The organism is Metallosphaera tengchongensis (assembly GCF_013343295.1).
Classification (GTDB): domain Archaea; phylum Thermoproteota; class Thermoprotei_A; order Sulfolobales; family Sulfolobaceae; genus Metallosphaera; species Metallosphaera tengchongensis.
Genome location: NZ_CP049074.1, coordinates 596,179 through 613,843, shown reverse-complemented (window position 1 = coordinate 613,843; position 17,665 = coordinate 596,179). Strand labels below are relative to the sequence as shown.

Here is a 17,665-nt window from a genome sequence, read left to right as displayed (position 1 = left end):
CATTAAAGCTCAGCCAGCCCTAACGTTTAAAGTTGAATTAATAATAGCAATTTGTAATTCCATGTGAGTGACATGAGTAGGAAGAGCAGAGGGTCAGATGTGGAGAGATACGTGCTCTCGCTCTTGAGGAACAAGGGTTTCGCTGTCATAAGGTCGCCTGCGAGTGGGAGCAAGAGGAAGGATCCTGCCCCAGATATAGTAGCCATGAAGGAGGGAGTAATCCTGCTCATTGAGGTCAAGAGCAGAAAGTCAAAGGGGAACGTATACTTGACCAGGGAACAGGCTGAGGGAATTATGGAGTTCTCTAGAAAGAGTGGCGGTGAGCTATTCGTGGCGGTTAAGAACCCCAGGTCTCTGAAGTTTGTTTCCTTTAACGAGCTTAAAAAGACGGAAGGTGGAAATTACGTGATTTCCAGGGAAGCTATTGAAAATGGGAAGGACTTGGACGCACTAATTAGATATGTGGAGGCTAAATTTAGCAAAACCCTGGACTCCTTCCTCTAGTCCTTATCTTGTAGCTTGACCCTTATCTTGACTCCATGCTTTTTCTCGAGTCTCCTTAACTTAGAGTTAATCTTCCTGTTGAAGCTTGCGATCCCTTCCCTGGGAATCTCAACAACGTATTCCCCGTTCTCCTTCTTAACCGCTGCGTTTGGAATGACTCCCGAAATAGCCCTAGTTATCCTGTTCTCAACGGTGTTTATACTTAACTTTCCAACTGGTACGATCATGGTCTGCTCCCCGAAGACGTATATTTCATACTCAACCTTATCGTTGAGGAAGTCCTTTATCTGAACTACAGGTCTGGCTAAATCAGCCTCTCTGAGCCCCTCAGGAACCTTTACGGTCATTTCCAGACTGTAAACTTTCTCAACTGTTCCCTTGTTAATAAAGAGTACAGTATCGAGTATCCCTGGTATGGTTCCCAGATCTACCCTGCTTAGGAATCTGTGTATTGCATCTATGGCTGTAGTAGCGTGAACCACGCCTATCATCCCTATCCCTGCAAGCCTAAGGTCTATGTAAAGCCTGAAGTCCTCGTCGTTCCTCATCTCGTCGTAGACAGTGTAGTCTGGTCTGCTAAGCAGTAGTATATCGTGGAGTTCTCCAATTTCTGCATAGTTCTTGGAGTATTGAGTAATATCAGGAGGTAAATGCATATCCCTTGGAGACTCTATGGTCTTGACTATCTTCCCCATCTTCATGTAGTATTCAGCCAATGCCTGAGCAAATGTAGTCTTTCCCATCCCAGGGGATCCAGCGATCAGTATTCCCTCTGCCCTCTGTTCCAACCTCGAGACCAACTCTGGATTAAGCGAGTATTCCTCCAGCCTCTTTCTAGCTACAGGTCTAGTGACCGTTATCTCCCAGCCATCAGATAGTGGTGGCCTGGTGATTACAATCCTGTAGTTACTTAGCTGAACAATGGTAGATCCTTTCCTCTCAATCTCAATGAAAGAACCCTTGGTCCACCTAATTGAATTTAGGATCTCCGAGACTATCTGCTTAATTTCAGCTCCAGCAATGGGTTTTTCCCCAATCACGGAGAACTCCCAGTTTCCAGGTCTCCCCTTCTTGGCCTTTGGCAATGCATCCTCTTTCAAATGAACGCTCATGGTGTTCTCGTCAAAGTACCTCTCTATGGAAAGGGGTTCCGGAAGAGGTTCCAGGAACATTGTGTTTATACCCAACATCTCGCTAATCTTCCTCTGGAGCTCATCTGCAGTCAGCAGGGTACAACCCCTTTCCAGGCAATAATTCCGTAGTTCTTGCTCCGTGTTATCCGAGTCCCTCCCCACGAGTTCAACCGCGAATAGGAATCTCTCAGAGAGGTTCTTTAACTGGTTTATCTCTTCCAGGGCAATGTCTCCTGTAACTAAGCCCTGTTTCGACTCCTGCTCCAATTGCCTGATAAGAGATCTGTGAATCAAGAAGGTTCCGTTCACTATATTTTTCTCTACATATCTAGATATGCCCTGGAGCAGAGAACTCTTATCTATCAAAAATTCGTTAGGCAAAAGTTGGTTCCCCTTCAGGTTCTCTTTAACTATACTGAGTAAAAAATCCTTTACTTCTTTACCATCCGAACAAAGTATTCGTGAATCGTTGTTGAGCCTGAAAGCTCAGGATGGAAGGTCGTAGCTAGGATTTGATTCTCCTCTGCCATTACAATCACCTCATTCAAAGAAGCTAGAGGCTTAGCCTTTCCCCATACCTTGGTAATGGCCGGAGCTCTTATGAACACGAACCGTTCCTTTCCACCCTCAATTTCGCTCAAGTCTAGCGTTGCCTCAAAGCTCTCCCTTTGCCTCCCATAGTAGTTCCTCACCACGGCTGAGTCCATTACCCCTATGAGTGGTTGGCTCTTCTTACCAACCTTAGCGTCAATTACGTCCTTAGATAACATTATGGCCCCTGCACATGTACCCAATACTGGAATCCCCTGAATTACTTTCTCCCTAAGTGGTTCCAGGAGTCCCATTCTCTGGGCCACCTGACCTATTGTCGTGCTTTCTCCTCCAGGGATTATCAGGGCATCTACGTCTAAATCCTTCGGTCTCTTTACTGGGATAACTTCCCCCTTACCTATCTTCTCAAAGACTCTTTTAACCGCAAGCGCGTGCTCTTCAAAACTACCTTGGTATGCAACTACGCCTATTCTCACGTCCCTCTCACCTGCATCATTTCCTCGGGCTTCAAGCTCTTAATGTCTATTCCCATCATGGACTTGTGTTCGCTGATCATTTTCTGAGCTTCCAGTACTATTTCAGGTTCCTCCCAACCTGCAGTAGCGAGAACAACAGCCTTAGCCCTCTCTAGTGAGTCCTGGCTTTTGAATATCCCTGAGCCTACAAATATACCATCTGACCCCAACCACATCATGAGGGCTGCGTCCGCAGGGGTCGCTATACCTCCTGCAGCGAAATTAACAACTGGCAGTCTAGCATACTTTGCTGTGAGCTCGACTATCTCGTAGGGAACCTGGAACTCCCTGGCTTTCTTTACCCTGTCCTCCGGGTTCATGGATATCAACGACCTCAGTTCCTGGTTCACTATCTTCATGTGTTTAACGGCCTCACTAACGTTTCCAGTCCCTGGTTCCCCCTTGGTTCTTATCATGGAGGCTCCCTCTGAAATCCTTCTCAAGGCTTCGCCTAAGTTTCTGGCACCGTTTACGAAAGGAACCTTGAACTCCCACTTATTTATGTGGTGTTCCTCATCTGCCGGTGTCAAAACTTCGCTCTCGTCTATCATGTCCACTCCCAGGGCCTCGAGAACCTTAGCCTCATATATGTGGCCTATCCTTACCTTCGCCATGACTGGTATGGTTATTGACCCCATCACTTCTTCTATGATCTTTGGGTCAGCCATTCTAGCGACCCCTCCTGCCTTCCTTACGTCATATGGGAGTTTGTCTAGAACCATTACGGAGACCGCGCCCGCTTCCTCAGCTATACCCGCCTGATCCACGTTGGTAACGTCCATGACCACTCCCCCCTTTTGGAAAATGGGAAACGCATGCTTAACCCTGGCGGTACCTTGAGCTATATCGGAGTTAACTGGACTTGGGTAAAAGGAGAGGAAACCCTCGTGCTTTAGGGTGTCCTTCAGTTCGGCTAATTTGTAGAAGAACTCCTCTATCTCATTGAATGATAGTTCGTAAAGCCTCATATGTCATAAAAAGATCTAACCAATTTAAAAACTTAGGTTCTGGGGCTAGAATATTTTTGCCCTAGACTTCCTCTCATTTTCAGCCCTGATCTTAACTAAACCAAAGTGAACAGCGCAGTTAACGCAGTAACACTTAGTCACTGGATACCTAGTTATTATGGCCCCTTTCTTCTCTAACTCATTGGCTAGAGAGGCGTCAACGGGGCTGTAGCTCCTAGTCACGCATATTGCCTTATCCTCTGGTACCCTGGCACCACAGTTATCACACATAACGTAACCTACGTGACCTTTATCACCCTTCCTTCTGCCTCTGTTCTCTCGCTTTTTAGGCAATACTTTAGCACCTTCTCAACTCTAGTTTCCATCTCTAATAAGTTTTTGCTATTCGAAGTGAATTTGACGCTGGTTTTCCGCAGACCACACAATTTCCTCCGCCTGTAGGTTCTAATGGGGCACCTAGTACTCGGCTGTTGGTCTCCTCCTCAATCTTCAGACCGCAGGACTCAGAACCGCACCATCTCACTTCCGCTATTCCTCCCCTGGTCTCCAAAAACTTCTTAACGTCGTCCAAAGAGTCAAACGCCCTCACTTTCTCCCTAAACTCTTTCCAGGCCCTAGCCTTCAAATCCTCACTCATTCTCCGTTCCAGCTCTCTGATTTCTTCAACAACGCCCTCCCTACCAACAACCTTGCTTTCTAAGGTATCTCTTCTCTTCAAAAAGACCGTCCCAGACGTCACCTCCCTCATCCCTATTTCTATCCTTATGGGGACACCCTTCAGCTCCCATACGTAGTACTTCTCACCTGGTGTCTTGTCCTTGGAGTCATCAAGGGTTGCCCTAACTCCACTAGACCTTAACATGCTCAGCACTTCCTTTGCGTAGCTTAGCACCCTCTGATCATCTTCAGGATTTTTAGCTGGGATTGGGATGATTACTACCTCAATTGGTGCCACTAAAGGAGGGAGGATAGGACCATGGTCGTCTCCATTTATGGAGATTACCGTGGCTATAACCCTGTCCGATACACCGTAGCTGGTCTGATGGGGGTAGTCCAGAGAGCCGTCAGCCCGTTGAACCTTATAGTCCATGGCTTTAGTGAAGTGTTGCCCAAGGTGGTGGGCTGTCCCTATCTGAAGTGCCCTGCCGTCAGGCATTATGGTATCCAGAGCAATGGTATACTCAGCCCCAGCGAACTTGTCCCACTCCGGTCTTTTGGAAATTAAGTACGGGATGCCCAGAGCATCAAAAAACTTGGAATATATCTCCACGGCTTCATTTACCTGCCTAGCTGCGTCATCGTAGGTTTCGTGCAGTGTGTGCGCCTCCTTGAACGTCGTTAGCTCCCTCACCCTTATTAAAGGCCTCGTCGCCTTTGTCTCATACCTGAAGACGCTCACTATTTGGTAGAACTTCCTAGGGAGCTGAGTGTAGCCCTTTATCCAAAGCGACTCCATAAAGGTTATGGATACTTCAGAGGTCGGCCTCAGGGCGAACCTCTCCTCTAGCTTCTCCTCTCCTCCCTGCGTCACCCAGAAAACCTCTCTTTCAAAGCCCCTGATGTGCTCCGACTCTTTCTTGAGAAGACCCTCCGGTATTAGGAGTGGAAAGAGGAGTTCCTCATGTCCCGTCTGGTCTAGCAAAGACCTCAATAGGTCAATGACGTTTTGCCTTAACTTAAATCCGTAGGGCATCCAGACTCCAGTGCCCTTGACTGGGTACCTACCATAATCGTAAAACTCCGCCTGGGAGAGTACCCAATCAAACCATTGGCTAAAATTTTGGCTCCACTTCTCCCTGCTTATCTTCATTGGGAAACAAAGCAAAAAATCAGGACTAAAAAATTTGGGGTTTTTTAGAACTTTCCGAACAGCATTAGCACCGCGAACAGGATACCATATACCGCTATTCCTTCCCCAATTGCGACGAAGATTAGTACTGTACCGAACATATCCCTTCTCTCTGTCAGCACGCCAATACCTGCTGCAGCTGCCATTCCGACTGCCATTCCTGCACCAATTGCGGCAAGACCTACAGCTAACCCGGCACCTATATTAATTCCAGAAAAGCCAGTTGAAGTCTCCGATGGGGGAGTTTGGGCAAACGCTATTGCAGAACTTATTAAAATTGGAAGAAGGAGAACCATATATTTCATTCTCTTTGTATACTCCATGTTAAATCCACCACTCTCTACTATGACAGTTCCTTTAAAGCCTTTCTCCTGATCTCTTCGATGGAGTTCCTCTTGCTCTCGATAATGGACTGATATTCTTTATTTAACTGCTCCTCAACGCTCATCTTAGTCTGATCTAATTTTTTTACAAGATTATTAATAAATGGCTTAGCTTCCACGTTCTCTCCTCCTCTGCAATATTCTTCTAGTAACTTTAAGTCTTACGAATTCCTCCCTGCTCCTGTCGTTGAGTATGGAACGTATGTATTTGACAGACCCGTTGTAAAACGGTAGGATTGAAGTGTCTATAGCATTGATAAGCCTTTGGGTTTTTCTAAGTTCTGAGACTAGGGACCTGATAGTGGATTCAAGCTCAACTAGCTTGATAACCTTCACTAGTGTTTCTTTCATCTGGTCGTAAGCTTCAGAGAGATACGGGGAAGTTTCAACTTCGCTGAACGGTTTAGGCGGGATGGAGCTCTCCAACATCTCCGTCACGGGTATTTTCACCCCGAATATCACCCTTGTGGAAGTCCTCAATTGAAGGGAATCGGCCTGGGAGTAGGCTATGTTTTCAATGCTCCCTATTCCCTCGTCCACTACCGCCCTCATGAACCTGTCGTAAACCTGTCCTAGCGACTTATTGACTTCGTTGTACATCTGTTCGTACTCACTGATGTAAGTCCTGAGATATATCAGTAGTACTTCCCTCTTGTTTTCCAGCAGCCTCTTGATTACCCTAATCAGCTTAAGCTGGTTCCTCATGCTAATTAGGTTAATCTTTGTGGGAAGTACTTTCCTTGAGCTCATTTCTTACCACGGTACGCGGGGTGATATTTCTTGATGAAGTCCACTTTGATGTTAGTGAGCTCCCTCTCAGGCAAAATGGATAGCACGTCCCATCCAATGTCAAGAGTAGTCTCGATGTCCCTATTCTCATTGACTCCTTGAGCGACGAACTTCCTCTCAAAGGCATCACCGAACATTAAATACTTCCTGTCAGTTTCAGAGAGACTGTCCTCACCTATGATCGCTGCTAAACCTCTCGTATCTACTGCCTTGGCGTACGCTGCGAAGAGTTGGTTGGACACGTCCTTGTGATCGTCCCTGGTCTTCCCTTCACCTATACCATCCTTTGCTAACCTTGAAAGGCTCATGAGCACGTTTATGGGTGGATAAATACCCTTGTTATAAAGGCTTCTGTCTAGCGTGATCTGACCCTCAGTTATGTAACCAGTTAGGTCCGGTATCGGATGGGTAATGTCGTCATTCGGCATAGTCAGTATGGGCATTTGGGTTATGGAGCCTTTCTTTCCAACAACTTTCCCTGCCCTCTCATACGTCTGGGCTAGGTCAGTGTACATGTAACCTGGGTATCCTCCCCTTCCTGGAACCTCCTCCTTAGAGGCGCTGATTTCCCTAAGTGCCTCACAGTAGTTGGTCATGTCTATGAGTATAGCTAGGACGTGCATATCCTGCTCAAAAGCCAAATACTCAGCCAGAGTGAGAGCTGTCTTCGGTGTGAGAGTTTTCATAACTGGAGGCTCGTTGGCCAGGCTCATAATTAAGGCGACCCTGTTTATTGCTCCAGTCTCTTCGAAGAATTTCTTGAAGAATAAAGCCTCGTCGTATCTGACCCCTATAGCACCGAAGACCACTGCGAAGTTGCTCTCCTCTCCCCTCACAGTAGCCTGCTTTGCAATCTGCGCAGCTAAAATGTTGGCTGGTAGACCGCTCCCGCTGAATATGGGCAACTTCTGACCCCTAAGCAGAGAATTGAGACCATCTATTGCCGATATACCCGTCTGGATGAACTCCTCAGGGTAGTCCCTGACGGCTGGGTTTATTGCCTCTCCATTGATGTCCCTTTTCTCACCCTTGATTACCATGGGCCCGTTGTCCAGTGGGTCACCCAGCGGATTGAATATCCTCCCCAGCATTTCTTCAGATATCTTTACCTCTAGACCCCTTCCGAGGTACCTTACCCTAGTCCCTGTAGGGGATATTCCCCTTGTCCCTTCGAAGACCTGAACTATTGAGACACCTTTCTGAGAGTCGACCACTATCCCCCTTCTCTTCTCCCCATTGGGTAATTCGACCTCAACTAGCTCGTTATAAGCTGAGTCAGCGACCCCCTGCACCACGAGGAGGGGACCCTTTATCATGGATATGTTGGAGTACTCCCTGACGTTCATGGAAGTTTCCATTAAGCACCAACCTCCTTTAAAAGCTCGTCAAATTGCGCTTTTAACTTATTCTCAAGTTCGTCGTATTTCTGTAGTTCGTCGTTCTTTATAGTAGCCTTGGATCTTATGATATCCGGAAGAATAGTTATCTTCTCGCTTATCTTTTTCACTGGTATCCCCCTCTCGACTGCCTTAGTGGAATACTCGTTGAAGTGGTAAATCAGCTTCATGATCCTGACTTGCTTCTGTGGCGATGAGAACGCGTCGATATCGTCATAGGCGTTCTGTTTTAGGAATGCCTCCTTTATCAGCCTACTGGTCTCTAAGGCAAGCTTATCCTTCTCCGCTAAGGACTCGGGACCTACCAGCCTCACTATTTGCCTAAGCTCGTCTTCCCTTATGAGAGTCCTGACCATGAAGTCCCTTATTCTCCTCCAGTCCGCGTCAGCGTTCTTGTTCCACCAGTCAGATACCAAGTCCACGTAAGAGGAGAACCCCTGCAGCCAATTAATCGCAGGATAGTGCCTAGCTTGAGCCAGGGACACGTCTAATGGCCAGAAGACCCTTACGAATCTCAGGGTTGTACTAGTGACTGGTTCCGTGAAATCGCCTCCTGGAGGTGAGACAGCGGAAGCTAAGGTAACTGACCCGTATCGGTTCTCCTTACCAAGAGATCTTACCCTACCTGCCCTTTCATAATACTCTGCAATCCTGGAGGACAGATAACTGGGGAACCCTTCCTCCGCCGGCATCTCTTCCATTCTTCCTCCTAGGTCCCTAAGGGCTTCAGCCCACCTGGAGGTTGAATCAGCGACAGCTAGCACGTCATAACCCTGATCCCTGAAGTACTCAGCTAGGGTCACACCGACGTATATGCTAGCCTCCCTCGCAGCTACAGGCATGTTGCTGGTATTGGCAACTAGGACTGTCCTCTCTAGCAAGGGCCTGCCTGTCCATGGATCCTTCAGCTTGGGGAAGCTTCTCAATTCGTCTGTCATCTCGTTCCCTCTCTCCCCGCATCCTACGAAAATGACTATCTTTGCAGCGCTCCACTTAGCCAAGCTCTGGAGGGTCACTGTCTTTCCACTCCCGAAGGGACCAGGTATAGCTGCTGTACCTCCCTTGGCTATGGGAAATATTGTATCCAAAATCCTTATCCCCGTTAAAAGGGGTTCACTGGGGTCCAACTTCTCCTTGAAAGGCCTTGGAACTCTCACCGGCCACCTCTGCATCATTGCCAAAGGAATCTCGTCACCCTCCATATCCACAACAGCTACTTTATCCTCAACAGTGTAATCTCCCTCAGGGACTATTTCCTTGACCTTTCCCCTATAATAGGGTGGCACCAGTATCCTGTGTTCTACTAGACCTGTCTCCTGGACAGTTCCTATGATATCGCCACCCTCCACCTTGTCCCCTGACTTGACCTTGGGCACAAAGTGCCACTTCTTCTGTCTATTTAGGCTAGGAAGCTTGACGCCCCTTTTAACGAAGGGCGACTTAGTAACGTCTCTTATCTCTCCCAAGGGTCTAAGCAGACCATCAAAAAGCTGCCCTAGAAGTCCAGGTCCCAGCTCCACTGAGAGGGGGGCTCCGCTACCGTATACTGGCTCTCCAGGTCTTATACCGCTTGTGTCCTCATACACCTGAATGTAAGCTCTGTCCCCCTCTATCCTAGTTATCTCTCCGACTAGCCTAGGTTCTCCTACCTCAACCACTTCAAACATTTGAGCGTCTTTCATCCCCTCAGCTACAACTAAGGGACCGTTAACTCTGGCTACTTTTCCTTGTGCCATCACATCTCACCAAATAGAATCTCAGCTATTCTTGGTTTTAGAGACTCAAAAACTTGATCCAAGATTAAATTAAGGGAATAGTCCCTTACCAAACCTACGTCTGAGTACTGAACCTTAACGCCCCCTATCATTCTCTGCTCCACCTTCACCTCTACCTTCAATTTCAGGTTTTTGACCAGTTTTCTGACTACCTCCTCCTCGTCTGGGGAACAGAAAATTACTGAGTTCTCCCTAGCTTCCCTCTTTAACACTTCTTCGAGTCCCTTGACGTACTTGTCTGAGTTCTTGACCTTGTTTAGGGACTTAAGCGTCCTCTCATAGACGACGTTGAGCCAGTAATTCTTCTCGCTCAGTATTGCTCTCTTACTCTCTATGTCTAACTTTGCCCTTTCACCTTCAACCTCCTCCTTGGCTTGGGAAACCATCTCGTTAATCTTTGACGTGTAAGTTGTAACCGCTTGTTCATACCTGTCCTGTACGACTCTTAGGGACTCCTGCAGTGCCTTTGAGAGCTCTGCCTTTATCACTTCTATCTCAGATTGGGCTACCTGCTCCATTAATTCCTCTATAGAGACCATTTACTATCACCCAAACCCCAAAGCCTTTAAAACCATCTTCCTCACGTCAACAGGCTTCGACTCAGAGAAAGGTGAAGGGATTATTGTCACCAGAGGCTTAGTCTGCGTTGAGATCACCCCGTCTAACTTCTCCCTCACTGGTTCGTAGAGGTCCCTCGTTATCAAAACGAGGTCTAGGTCTTCCCTTTTCTTTGCTGTCTCTATCTCCTTTTCCAGAGCGAAAGGATCCTCAATGACTTTTCCCTCAGCCCCCATTGTCCTAAAAAGGGAAACCGTGTACCTATCACCGATTAAAAGAATTTTACCCATACTGACCTCATTTGTTATGAGGATTAAATATTTTTAAGATATAACTCATATTTCCCCCGATAGTGTATTGATCCTTCCTGAAAACATGGTAAAAGTAGAAATAATCTCACCCATCAAGGAAAAGGATAACGTGGTTAAGGAGATACTGAAGCTCGGAAAGATGGAGCCAGTGGAGCCGTCCCACCCCATATCCAACGAGAGGATAGAGGAGGCGAGGAGGGAACTAACGCCGATCCAGGACCACGTCAATAAAATAAGGTTAATAATAGAGATTGCTGGTGCCACAATCGAGCCATCAGGAGCTATGAAGGTAGATTCCGCATGGGTGGACCTAGCTAAAAAGACCGCGGAGGAGGCGTCGCTCCAGGAGTTCAGGTATAAGGAGCTACTGGAGGAAATAGGAAAGCTTAAGGGCGAAATAGATGTAATCAAAGCGCAGCTTACTGAGATCGAGCCCTTCAGTTCCATTACTGTGAACCTAAGCAGGTTGTACTCCCTCGAGAGACTCGAGGTAGTGCTTACTCTGCTCACTAAGGAACAAATGAGTAAGGTCAGGGAAAGGAAGGACGTATTCGTTGAAACAAGGGAGACATCCAACGGAAAGTATGCAACTCTTCTCGTGACCCTGAAGGGAAAGGTTCAATTGGAAGCTCTCTTAAAGGAGATCGGTGCTAGGAAATTTGAGACTCAGGACGGTAAATCCCCGTTTGAGGTCTACAGTTCAATGAAGGAGAGGCTCAGCGAACTTGAGAAAATCCTGGGGGAGACCAGGGAGAACTTAATGAGGAAAATAAAGGAAAACCAGAGGGAACTCAACAACCTGTATGGTAGGCTTCTGACCGTGAGGGACGCGCTAAGCCTCCTTTCAAAGGCCAGAGTTTCAGATCATTTCGTGCAGATTGAGGGGTACATGCCTGAGAAGTTCCTTGGACGTCTAAAGAAATCCCTCGAGAAGTTTGCCTTCGTTTATAGCGTAACGCCAAAGAGGTTCGGTGAGGCAGAGGAGCCACCGACCTACGTGGACCTACCCAAGAGCATCGCGGCCATAGAGTCAGTGGTGGAGATTTACGGCACTCCGTCATATTGGGAAATATCTCCCCTTGTGTTCCTTATCGTCACTTTCCCACTTCTATTTGGACTTATGTTCCCAGACGTTGGTAACGCACTGGTTCTCCTAGTTTTCGCTGTTTTCTTCCACCGTTACGGAGTCAAGAAGGGTAGCACGAACATCAAGAACCTATCCCTGATCTTGGGCTACTCCTCAGTGGTTGCGATGGTGACAGGCTTCCTTGCCAGAGACTTCTTCGGTCCTCTCCCTGTGGGAGGGTTAAAGGAGATGGGAATAGCTAACGTTTCGGGTCCCTTGGATAGTGTCTGGCCCGTACCGGTCTCTGTTACTGAGGCTCTTTCACCGCTACTACCATTCGGTGAGTACAGCACCAGCACGTCCATAGAGCACACCATCATCCTCTCCATTCTCCTCGGTGCCATAGCGTTATTCGTCAGTTCATTGCTGGGGGTAATTAACGCAATTAAGAAGAGGGACTCGGAGTTCCTCCTGTTCGAGAAACTCCCCCTACTAGTTATATATACAGTGCCTCTGATCATCTTCGGATACGGAGTTACAGATCCGAGCCATTACTTCGGTAAGGTAGGAGAGCTGCTGGGCTATATACTGCAGAACCTGTTGAGCTCCTTCCATCCTGATCTGAGCACCCCAACCTCGGCCCTTGCCTACGTACTTATTGTGTGGGTGGAAATAGGGCTGATCTACAACTGGCTAGCCAAGGCATACATCCTGAGGAAGCACGAACACATGGCTACAGGTAGCGCCCTGGCAATGGGCTTCATCGAAGGAGGGTTCGAGGCCGCTATTCTTCTTCTGTCAAATACGATATCCTTCATAAGGATCTTGGTATTTGCCCTAGCCCACTATTACCTGCTTTACGCTTTCTCCTACATGGCCTACCTAGCTGTGGGAACCCCCAGTCTGCTTAGTATAGCCACCAGCCCAGCAGCCATAGTTATCCTCATAATAGGGAACCTTTTGGCAATAGGCTTGGAAGGTCTAGTGGTATTCATACAGGACATGAGGCTTCACTTCTACGAAATGTTTAGCAAGTTTTACGAAGGTAGAGGAAAGAAATTTGAACCTCTAATGGCTTCGGTCGAAATATCTTGACCTATTTAAGTAAAGTTGGTCTCTCTTTTTCTACTTCCTTCCTTACACTGTCTAAAATTTCGTTCACACCCTTCTCGAAATCGGACGGCAACTTCTTAAAGATAGGTCTAGGTTTGCCGACAACTACACCGTAGATTAGCTCCTTAGCCCTGTCCCATCTCTCATCGTTTAGATCTCCCTGGTTTATCTGGTCGTAGATCTCCTGAGCCTTGACCGGTATAAACGGGTAGAGCATTATAGCTATGGATCTCACAACGTTGAAAGAAACGAAGAGGGTGTTTGAAGCATCGGTCCTGTCAGTCTTCACCTTGTCCCAAGGTGCCTTTTTATTGAGGTAAGCGTTTGCCTCCCTGGCTAGGTTAAGTATCTCCTCAGTAGCACCCCTGAGTTTAGCCCTTTCAAAAAGGTTAGAAGTTTTGTCCACAGTCTCATTAAGCTTATCCACCAAGCCACGATCCAATTCGCTCAGATTAGCAGGTTCCGGGACTTTCCCTTCAAAATACCTATTCAGCATGGTCACTACCCTGTTCACTAGATTTCCAATATCATCATTGAGCTCCGTGTTCACTATCTTCACGGCCTCTGACCACGTAAAGTTCATATCCCTCTCCTCCGGTCTCATTCTTATGAGGATGAACCTCCAGTAGTCTACATCCATAATTTTAGGGGCTTCATCAATCCATATACCTATCCTCCTACTTTTGCTAAACTTCTGTCCTTCGTACATAAGGTACTCTGTAGCCCCTATGACAGAGGGGAGGGAATAGCCTTTACCTGAAGCTAAGAGCATGGCAGGTAAGATTACTGCATGGAAGGGAATGTTGTCTTTCCCAATGAAGTAGTAGCTTCTGACCTTTCCTTCCTCCCAGAACTCCTTCCAACGTTCAGGCTCACCTCTCCTTAGGAAGTACTCAACAGTGGCTGAGATGTAACCCAGAAGAGCTTCAAACCAGACGTAAATGGTCTTGCCTTCAGCTCCAGGAAAGGGAGCAGGGATACCCCAGGAGTTGTCCCTAGTTAAACTTCTTGGCTTCAAACCTTCATTGATCCAGCTAAGAGCTGTCCCCTTTACGTTCTCTGGCATGTCCTGAGACAAGGTTATCCATTTCTTGATTGGATCGGAGAAAGGTCTTAAATCAAAGAACCAATGCTTGGTCTTTCTGATGACAGGCTTCGAGCCGCAAATGGCGCACCTTGGATTGATTAGTAGTGAAGGTGAAAGTAACCTCCCACACTTATCGCATTGATCACCCCTGGCGTCCTCATACCCACAATACGGGCACGTTCCATGGATGAATCTATCAGGAAGGAAGAGCTTATCGTTTTCACAGTAGGGAAGATCCTCCTCCTCAACAGTAATGTATTTGGTAAGTCCCAGGAAGAAATCCCTAACAAACGCCTTGTGTACTTCAGATTCAGTCCTTGTGTAGTTGTCAAAGCTTATGTTCCAAGTTTTGATGAAAAGCTCACTGTCGTACTCGTGGGCTAAATCCGTGAGGGTCTTTGGGTGAACCTTCCTCTTAATTGCCTCTATCTCAATGGGCGTGCCGTGTTCGTCACTCCCACTAACGAACACTACGTTCTCCCTCCCGTACTTTAGCCTTGCGTACCTAGCGAAGACGTCGGCGGAAAGTATAGAACCTATCAAGTTACCTAAATGAGGCACGGTCTGAATGTACGGCCAAGCTGAAGCTACAAGAACCTTCAATGAACCACCTACTGAAATTGATTGGTTTGCCTATTAAAGGAATTCATAAAGTGAACAGATAAGAGTGACGTTGGGCAAGATAAGTACTTGTGAAGGGAGTGCCTTAGTACGTATTGCGTGAGATCATGTACCTCAACGACTTAACTTAAACTATTGACTACGGCTTTTTACCTTCTCGTCCCCATAGTTTATGGGGCATGGCATTAGTAGACTCTAGCAAGTACCCCTTCCTCAGACCTATCGAGGAAGTCCTGAGGAAGGAGGGAGCACCGGACTTGTTTACCCTCCTGAGCACTGAGGGTAAAGCCATTAGGGAAGCCAAGGGTAGGATTGTTAATATATTGAAGGGTGGAGAGGTCAGGAGATACTCGGAATACATGAGTCCGCAACTGGTGTTTTATTCCCTCATCCTTATCTTGGGCGTTTTAAACGACAACAGAATTACAGAGAGAGTCCTTAGGACTGAGTCCAGGTATTTCAGAAGGGAGATGGAGAAGGAAAGCGATGACGTCCTACAGGAAATTGCCAAGTGGTCAGGTTACACCCTAAAGATCTCACCACTACGTTTTCATATGGGTAAGAAACCGCTCACCGCTAAATACTCAATTCATTTCTTAGAGTATTTGAGAGTTGCAAAAGGTCATCATGAAGATTCCCTCTCTCTTTCATCCAACATACTCCATAAAGGTTACGTCCATCTGAACAAGGCTAGACTCCTTCTCCTTATGGAGTTAGCCCTATACAAGAAGTTGAGGGACTTGGTGAAACCCATCCCATTGGATAAAATTCCTGAAAGCCTGATTGATATCATTTCCATCAGAGGAGGGAAGACACCTCCCTGCGTGAAGGCACTAATGGAGAAGAGGGATAGAAACAAGGAAGAAGCGTTAGTTCTAGCTACATATATGGCCAACACAGGGGCTAGCTTGGACTCGATTTCCCTTGTTCTAGAGAAGGGAGGGGTGGAAAACCTAGATTCAGCTCTCAAGGGAATCTTCAAGGAGAAGATGGTGATCTACTCTTGTGAAAAAATGAAAGAACTTAATCTGTGCGTAGCCAATTGCGGAACTAAGTCACCCCTCCAGTTCTACTTTGGGAACGTTGATATCACTAGATGAAATCTCTGCCACAATGTGATCACTGAAGCTATGATTAGGATGTAAAAAAGAGACGTAGAGACCAGTGGGAAGAAATCCAAGAATATGAGAATGAGGGACAAAAAGATCAATCTCTCCCCCCTTTCAATTAACCCTTTTCCTTCTGCCTTTATTCCCAAGGATTCGGCCTTAGCTCTAAGGTACGAAATGGACAGGGAAATACCAACAAGTAAGGCGGTGAGGAGTGATTGGAAACCCAGTAGAGTCAGGGAAGAAATGAAAATTGCGTCCTCTAACCTGTCAAAGGAGGAGTCGAGAAAACTACCCATTGGACCCGCAGTTCCCCTTAACCTAGCGACCTCCCCGTCCAATGCGTCTAACAGTGAGGAAACTACCAATGTTATGAAGCCTAAAATGGGATTCCTTGTAAAATACATGACAATAAGGAAAAGGATAGACGCAACAAGACCTAGGGCCGTGACCTGATTACCTGAAAGACCTAGCCTAATGAGTCCCTTGGCCAATGGCCTTAAAATCTTCTTCGACTCCTGTCTGAGGTTTGTGATCATGTTACCACTACCGTTATAAACTTCGTCTTAGCTTGAATTGTGAGAGAACAATGAAAGCTAAAAAGCTGATCCTCGTAACTTCAGAGTCCCATCCCAACCATAAGGGGTTTATGAGCGTAGCCCAAGCTATTTCAAAGGAACTTGGAGTCGAGATAGAAACTAGGTCAGAGGACTACGCTTTCCTTTCTGACTACGGCGAGAAGGACGAGTTCGGAATGAGCTGGCTACCTCAGCTTCTGGTTCAACTGGAGGATGGGAGGATATACCCTATACTTACCCAAATGCCTCTAAATAAGGAGCTGAAGCCAGACCCTGAGGCAGGGAAGGAAGAAGCATTTAACAAAATTAAAAATCTAGTCTCATAAATCATTTACCTAAGTGAGATAGTTGACTGAACCACATAAGGAAATTCCTCACGTGCCCTTTGTACCAACACCGGAAAAAGTAGTCTTGAAAATGTTGGAGGTAGCTAAGGTAGGGGAGAACGATGTTGTGTACGACTTAGGTTGCGGTGACGGAAGGATAATAATAACTGCTGTAAAGGACTTTAAAGCCAAGAAAGCCGTTGGAGTAGATATAAGCGAAGAGAGATTAAAGGAAGCCCAACAAAACGCAGCCCAAAATGGTGTAATGGACAAGGTAGAGCTGAGAAGGAACAACTTCCTTGACGAAAACATTTCAGATGCAACTGTTGTGACTCTGTTCTTGTTGACTAACGCCAATGAGATGCTTAAACCCAAGTTTGAAAAGGAGCTCAAACCTGGGACGAGGGTTGTTTCCCACGAGTTCGAGATGAGGGGATGGAAGCCTAAGGAAATCATTAAGGTAGAAGATGGGAACATGCACCACTTAGTTTACTTATACGTGATTGGTGAACACCTATGAAAGTCATAATACTGAAGAGTGAGTCAGGAAAGGTCACTTCGAATTTCGTGGAAGAAGGAGAGATAGGAGAGGTTGTCAGGAGGACAGCCGAGAAGGCCCTAAAGGAGTGGAACGAGCTCACCTCAGACTTCATTATAATGAGGGACTCTCAGGAGGCTAAGCTACCCCTACCTCTAAAACCAGAGATATATGAAAAGACGAAAAATTTCCTCACGGGAAAAGACAAGTCTTTCGCCATGCTGAAATTACCTGTTTTTATAATAAGCTTTGACAACCAGTGGAAGGAGGAGAACTTCCAGGATAAGAGAGTCTATGTCATTTCCTATTACCTTACTGATGAATTGAAAGAAGAGCTGACCAACTACGCCTCCCAAGTTACTTCAGAGGAGGAAGAAGCAGAAAACGAAGAAGAAGAGGAAGAGGAAGAAGAGGAGTGAGTGTTATCTTCAACCCCACTGGAGGATTTTTAGATTTTGGATTTTCAGGTGCTGTGTAGATATTACGTTAGGCC

General features: G+C 46.7%; 20 protein-coding genes. 6 read left to right on the top strand and 14 right to left on the bottom strand.

Annotated features, from left to right (window positions below):
- The first annotated feature begins 72 nt into the window (after positions 1-72).
- On the top strand, positions 73-504 hold the full coding sequence (gene hjc, locus GWK48_RS03150) for a Holliday junction resolvase Hjc (RefSeq protein ID WP_174632475.1): 432 nt from the start codon (positions 73-75) through the stop codon (positions 502-504).
- On the opposite strand, the gene GWK48_RS03145 is transcribed toward hjc, so the two are convergent.
- The 12 genes from GWK48_RS03145 to GWK48_RS03090 are packed head-to-tail and all read right to left on the bottom strand — an operon-like array spanning position 501 to position 10,713.
- Positions 501-2,018: a holliday junction branch migration ATPase PINA gene (locus tag GWK48_RS03145; RefSeq protein ID WP_246263884.1), complete on the bottom strand. Its 1,518-nt coding sequence runs from the start codon at positions 2,016-2,018 to the stop codon at positions 501-503. The two genes, hjc and GWK48_RS03145, sit on opposite strands and share 4 nt — an antisense overlap.
- Before the next feature lie 50 nt (positions 2,019-2,068).
- Positions 2,069-2,665 (bottom strand): pyridoxal 5'-phosphate synthase glutaminase subunit PdxT, encoded by a 597-nt coding sequence (pdxT, locus tag GWK48_RS03140; protein ID WP_174629507.1) that lies wholly within the window; start codon positions 2,663-2,665, stop codon positions 2,069-2,071.
- Positions 2,662-3,672 carry a pyridoxal 5'-phosphate synthase lyase subunit PdxS gene (gene pdxS / locus GWK48_RS03135; protein WP_174629505.1) on the bottom strand — a complete coding sequence of 337 codons (1,011 nt, stop codon included), beginning with the start codon at positions 3,670-3,672 and terminating at the stop codon, positions 2,662-2,664. The genes pdxT and pdxS overlap by 4 nt, the downstream gene beginning before the upstream one ends.
- Positions 3,673-3,717: 45 nt before the next feature.
- On the bottom strand, positions 3,718-4,005 hold the full coding sequence (locus GWK48_RS03130) for a 30S ribosomal protein S26e (protein ID WP_174629503.1): 288 nt from the start codon (positions 4,003-4,005) through the stop codon (positions 3,718-3,720).
- A 34-nt stretch (positions 4,006-4,039) separates the two neighbouring features.
- Positions 4,040-5,482: a proline--tRNA ligase gene (proS, locus tag GWK48_RS03125; RefSeq protein ID WP_174629501.1), complete on the bottom strand. Its 1,443-nt coding sequence runs from the start codon at positions 5,480-5,482 to the stop codon at positions 4,040-4,042.
- Positions 5,483-5,526: 44 nt separating this feature from the next.
- Positions 5,527-5,826 (bottom strand): ATP synthase subunit c family protein, encoded by a 300-nt coding sequence (locus GWK48_RS03120; protein ID WP_174632471.1) that lies wholly within the window; start codon positions 5,824-5,826, stop codon positions 5,527-5,529.
- A 38-nt stretch (positions 5,827-5,864) separates the two neighbouring features.
- Positions 5,865-6,023 carry a hypothetical protein gene (locus GWK48_RS03115; RefSeq protein WP_174629499.1) on the bottom strand — a complete coding sequence of 53 codons (159 nt, stop codon included), beginning with the start codon at positions 6,021-6,023 and terminating at the stop codon, positions 5,865-5,867.
- Positions 6,013-6,654 (bottom strand): V-type ATP synthase subunit D, encoded by a 642-nt coding sequence (locus tag GWK48_RS03110; RefSeq protein WP_174629497.1) that lies wholly within the window; start codon positions 6,652-6,654, stop codon positions 6,013-6,015. Before GWK48_RS03110 ends, GWK48_RS03115 begins: the two co-directional genes overlap by 11 nt.
- Positions 6,651-8,051: a V-type ATP synthase subunit B gene (locus GWK48_RS03105; protein WP_174629495.1), complete on the bottom strand. Its 1,401-nt coding sequence runs from the start codon at positions 8,049-8,051 to the stop codon at positions 6,651-6,653. Before GWK48_RS03105 ends, GWK48_RS03110 begins: the two co-directional genes overlap by 4 nt.
- Entirely contained in the window at positions 8,051-9,826 is a 1,776-nt protein-coding gene (locus GWK48_RS03100) for an ATP synthase subunit A (RefSeq protein ID WP_174629493.1), read from the bottom strand. The genes GWK48_RS03105 and GWK48_RS03100 overlap by 1 nt, the downstream gene beginning before the upstream one ends.
- On the bottom strand, positions 9,826-10,404 hold the full coding sequence (locus tag GWK48_RS03095; protein ID WP_174629492.1) for a V-type ATP synthase subunit E: 579 nt from the start codon (positions 10,402-10,404) through the stop codon (positions 9,826-9,828). The genes GWK48_RS03100 and GWK48_RS03095 overlap by 1 nt, the downstream gene beginning before the upstream one ends.
- A gap of 6 nt (positions 10,405-10,410) precedes the next feature.
- Complete coding sequence (locus tag GWK48_RS03090; protein WP_174629490.1) at positions 10,411-10,713, bottom strand: V-type ATP synthase subunit F; 303 nt, start codon at positions 10,711-10,713, stop codon at positions 10,411-10,413.
- Positions 10,714-10,780: 67 nt separating this feature from the next.
- On the opposite strand from GWK48_RS03090, the gene GWK48_RS03085 reads away from it, so the two are divergent.
- The gene (locus tag GWK48_RS03085; RefSeq protein WP_174629488.1) at positions 10,781-12,895 is read left to right on the top strand and encodes a V-type ATP synthase subunit I; all 2,115 of its coding nucleotides are present in this window, start codon (positions 10,781-10,783) and stop codon (positions 12,893-12,895) included.
- A gap of 1 nt (position 12,896) precedes the next feature.
- On the opposite strand, the gene metG is transcribed toward GWK48_RS03085, so the two are convergent.
- The gene (gene metG, locus GWK48_RS03080) at positions 12,897-14,603 is read right to left on the bottom strand and encodes a methionine--tRNA ligase (protein WP_174629486.1); all 1,707 of its coding nucleotides are present in this window, start codon (positions 14,601-14,603) and stop codon (positions 12,897-12,899) included.
- Between the two features lie 197 nt (positions 14,604-14,800).
- Between metG and GWK48_RS03075 the strand changes: the two genes are divergently transcribed.
- Entirely contained in the window at positions 14,801-15,721 is a 921-nt protein-coding gene (locus tag GWK48_RS03075) for a DNA primase regulatory subunit PriL (protein WP_174629484.1), read from the top strand.
- On the opposite strand, the gene pgsA is transcribed toward GWK48_RS03075, so the two are convergent.
- The gene (gene pgsA / locus GWK48_RS03070; RefSeq protein ID WP_174629482.1) at positions 15,691-16,269 is read right to left on the bottom strand and encodes an archaetidylinositol phosphate synthase; all 579 of its coding nucleotides are present in this window, start codon (positions 16,267-16,269) and stop codon (positions 15,691-15,693) included. The two genes, GWK48_RS03075 and pgsA, sit on opposite strands and share 31 nt — an antisense overlap.
- Before the next feature lie 50 nt (positions 16,270-16,319).
- On the opposite strand from pgsA, the gene GWK48_RS03065 reads away from it, so the two are divergent.
- From GWK48_RS03065 to GWK48_RS03055, 3 genes are all read left to right on the top strand, one after another.
- Positions 16,320-16,634: a hypothetical protein gene (locus GWK48_RS03065; RefSeq protein ID WP_174629480.1), complete on the top strand. Its 315-nt coding sequence runs from the start codon at positions 16,320-16,322 to the stop codon at positions 16,632-16,634.
- A 91-nt stretch (positions 16,635-16,725) separates the two neighbouring features.
- Complete coding sequence (locus GWK48_RS03060; RefSeq protein ID WP_174632469.1) at positions 16,726-17,154, top strand: protein-lysine N-methyltransferase; 429 nt, start codon at positions 16,726-16,728, stop codon at positions 17,152-17,154.
- Positions 17,151-17,591 (top strand): DUF2286 domain-containing protein, encoded by a 441-nt coding sequence (locus GWK48_RS03055; RefSeq protein WP_174629478.1) that lies wholly within the window; start codon positions 17,151-17,153, stop codon positions 17,589-17,591. The genes GWK48_RS03060 and GWK48_RS03055 overlap by 4 nt, the downstream gene beginning before the upstream one ends.
- Positions 17,592-17,665 lie beyond the last annotated feature (74 nt).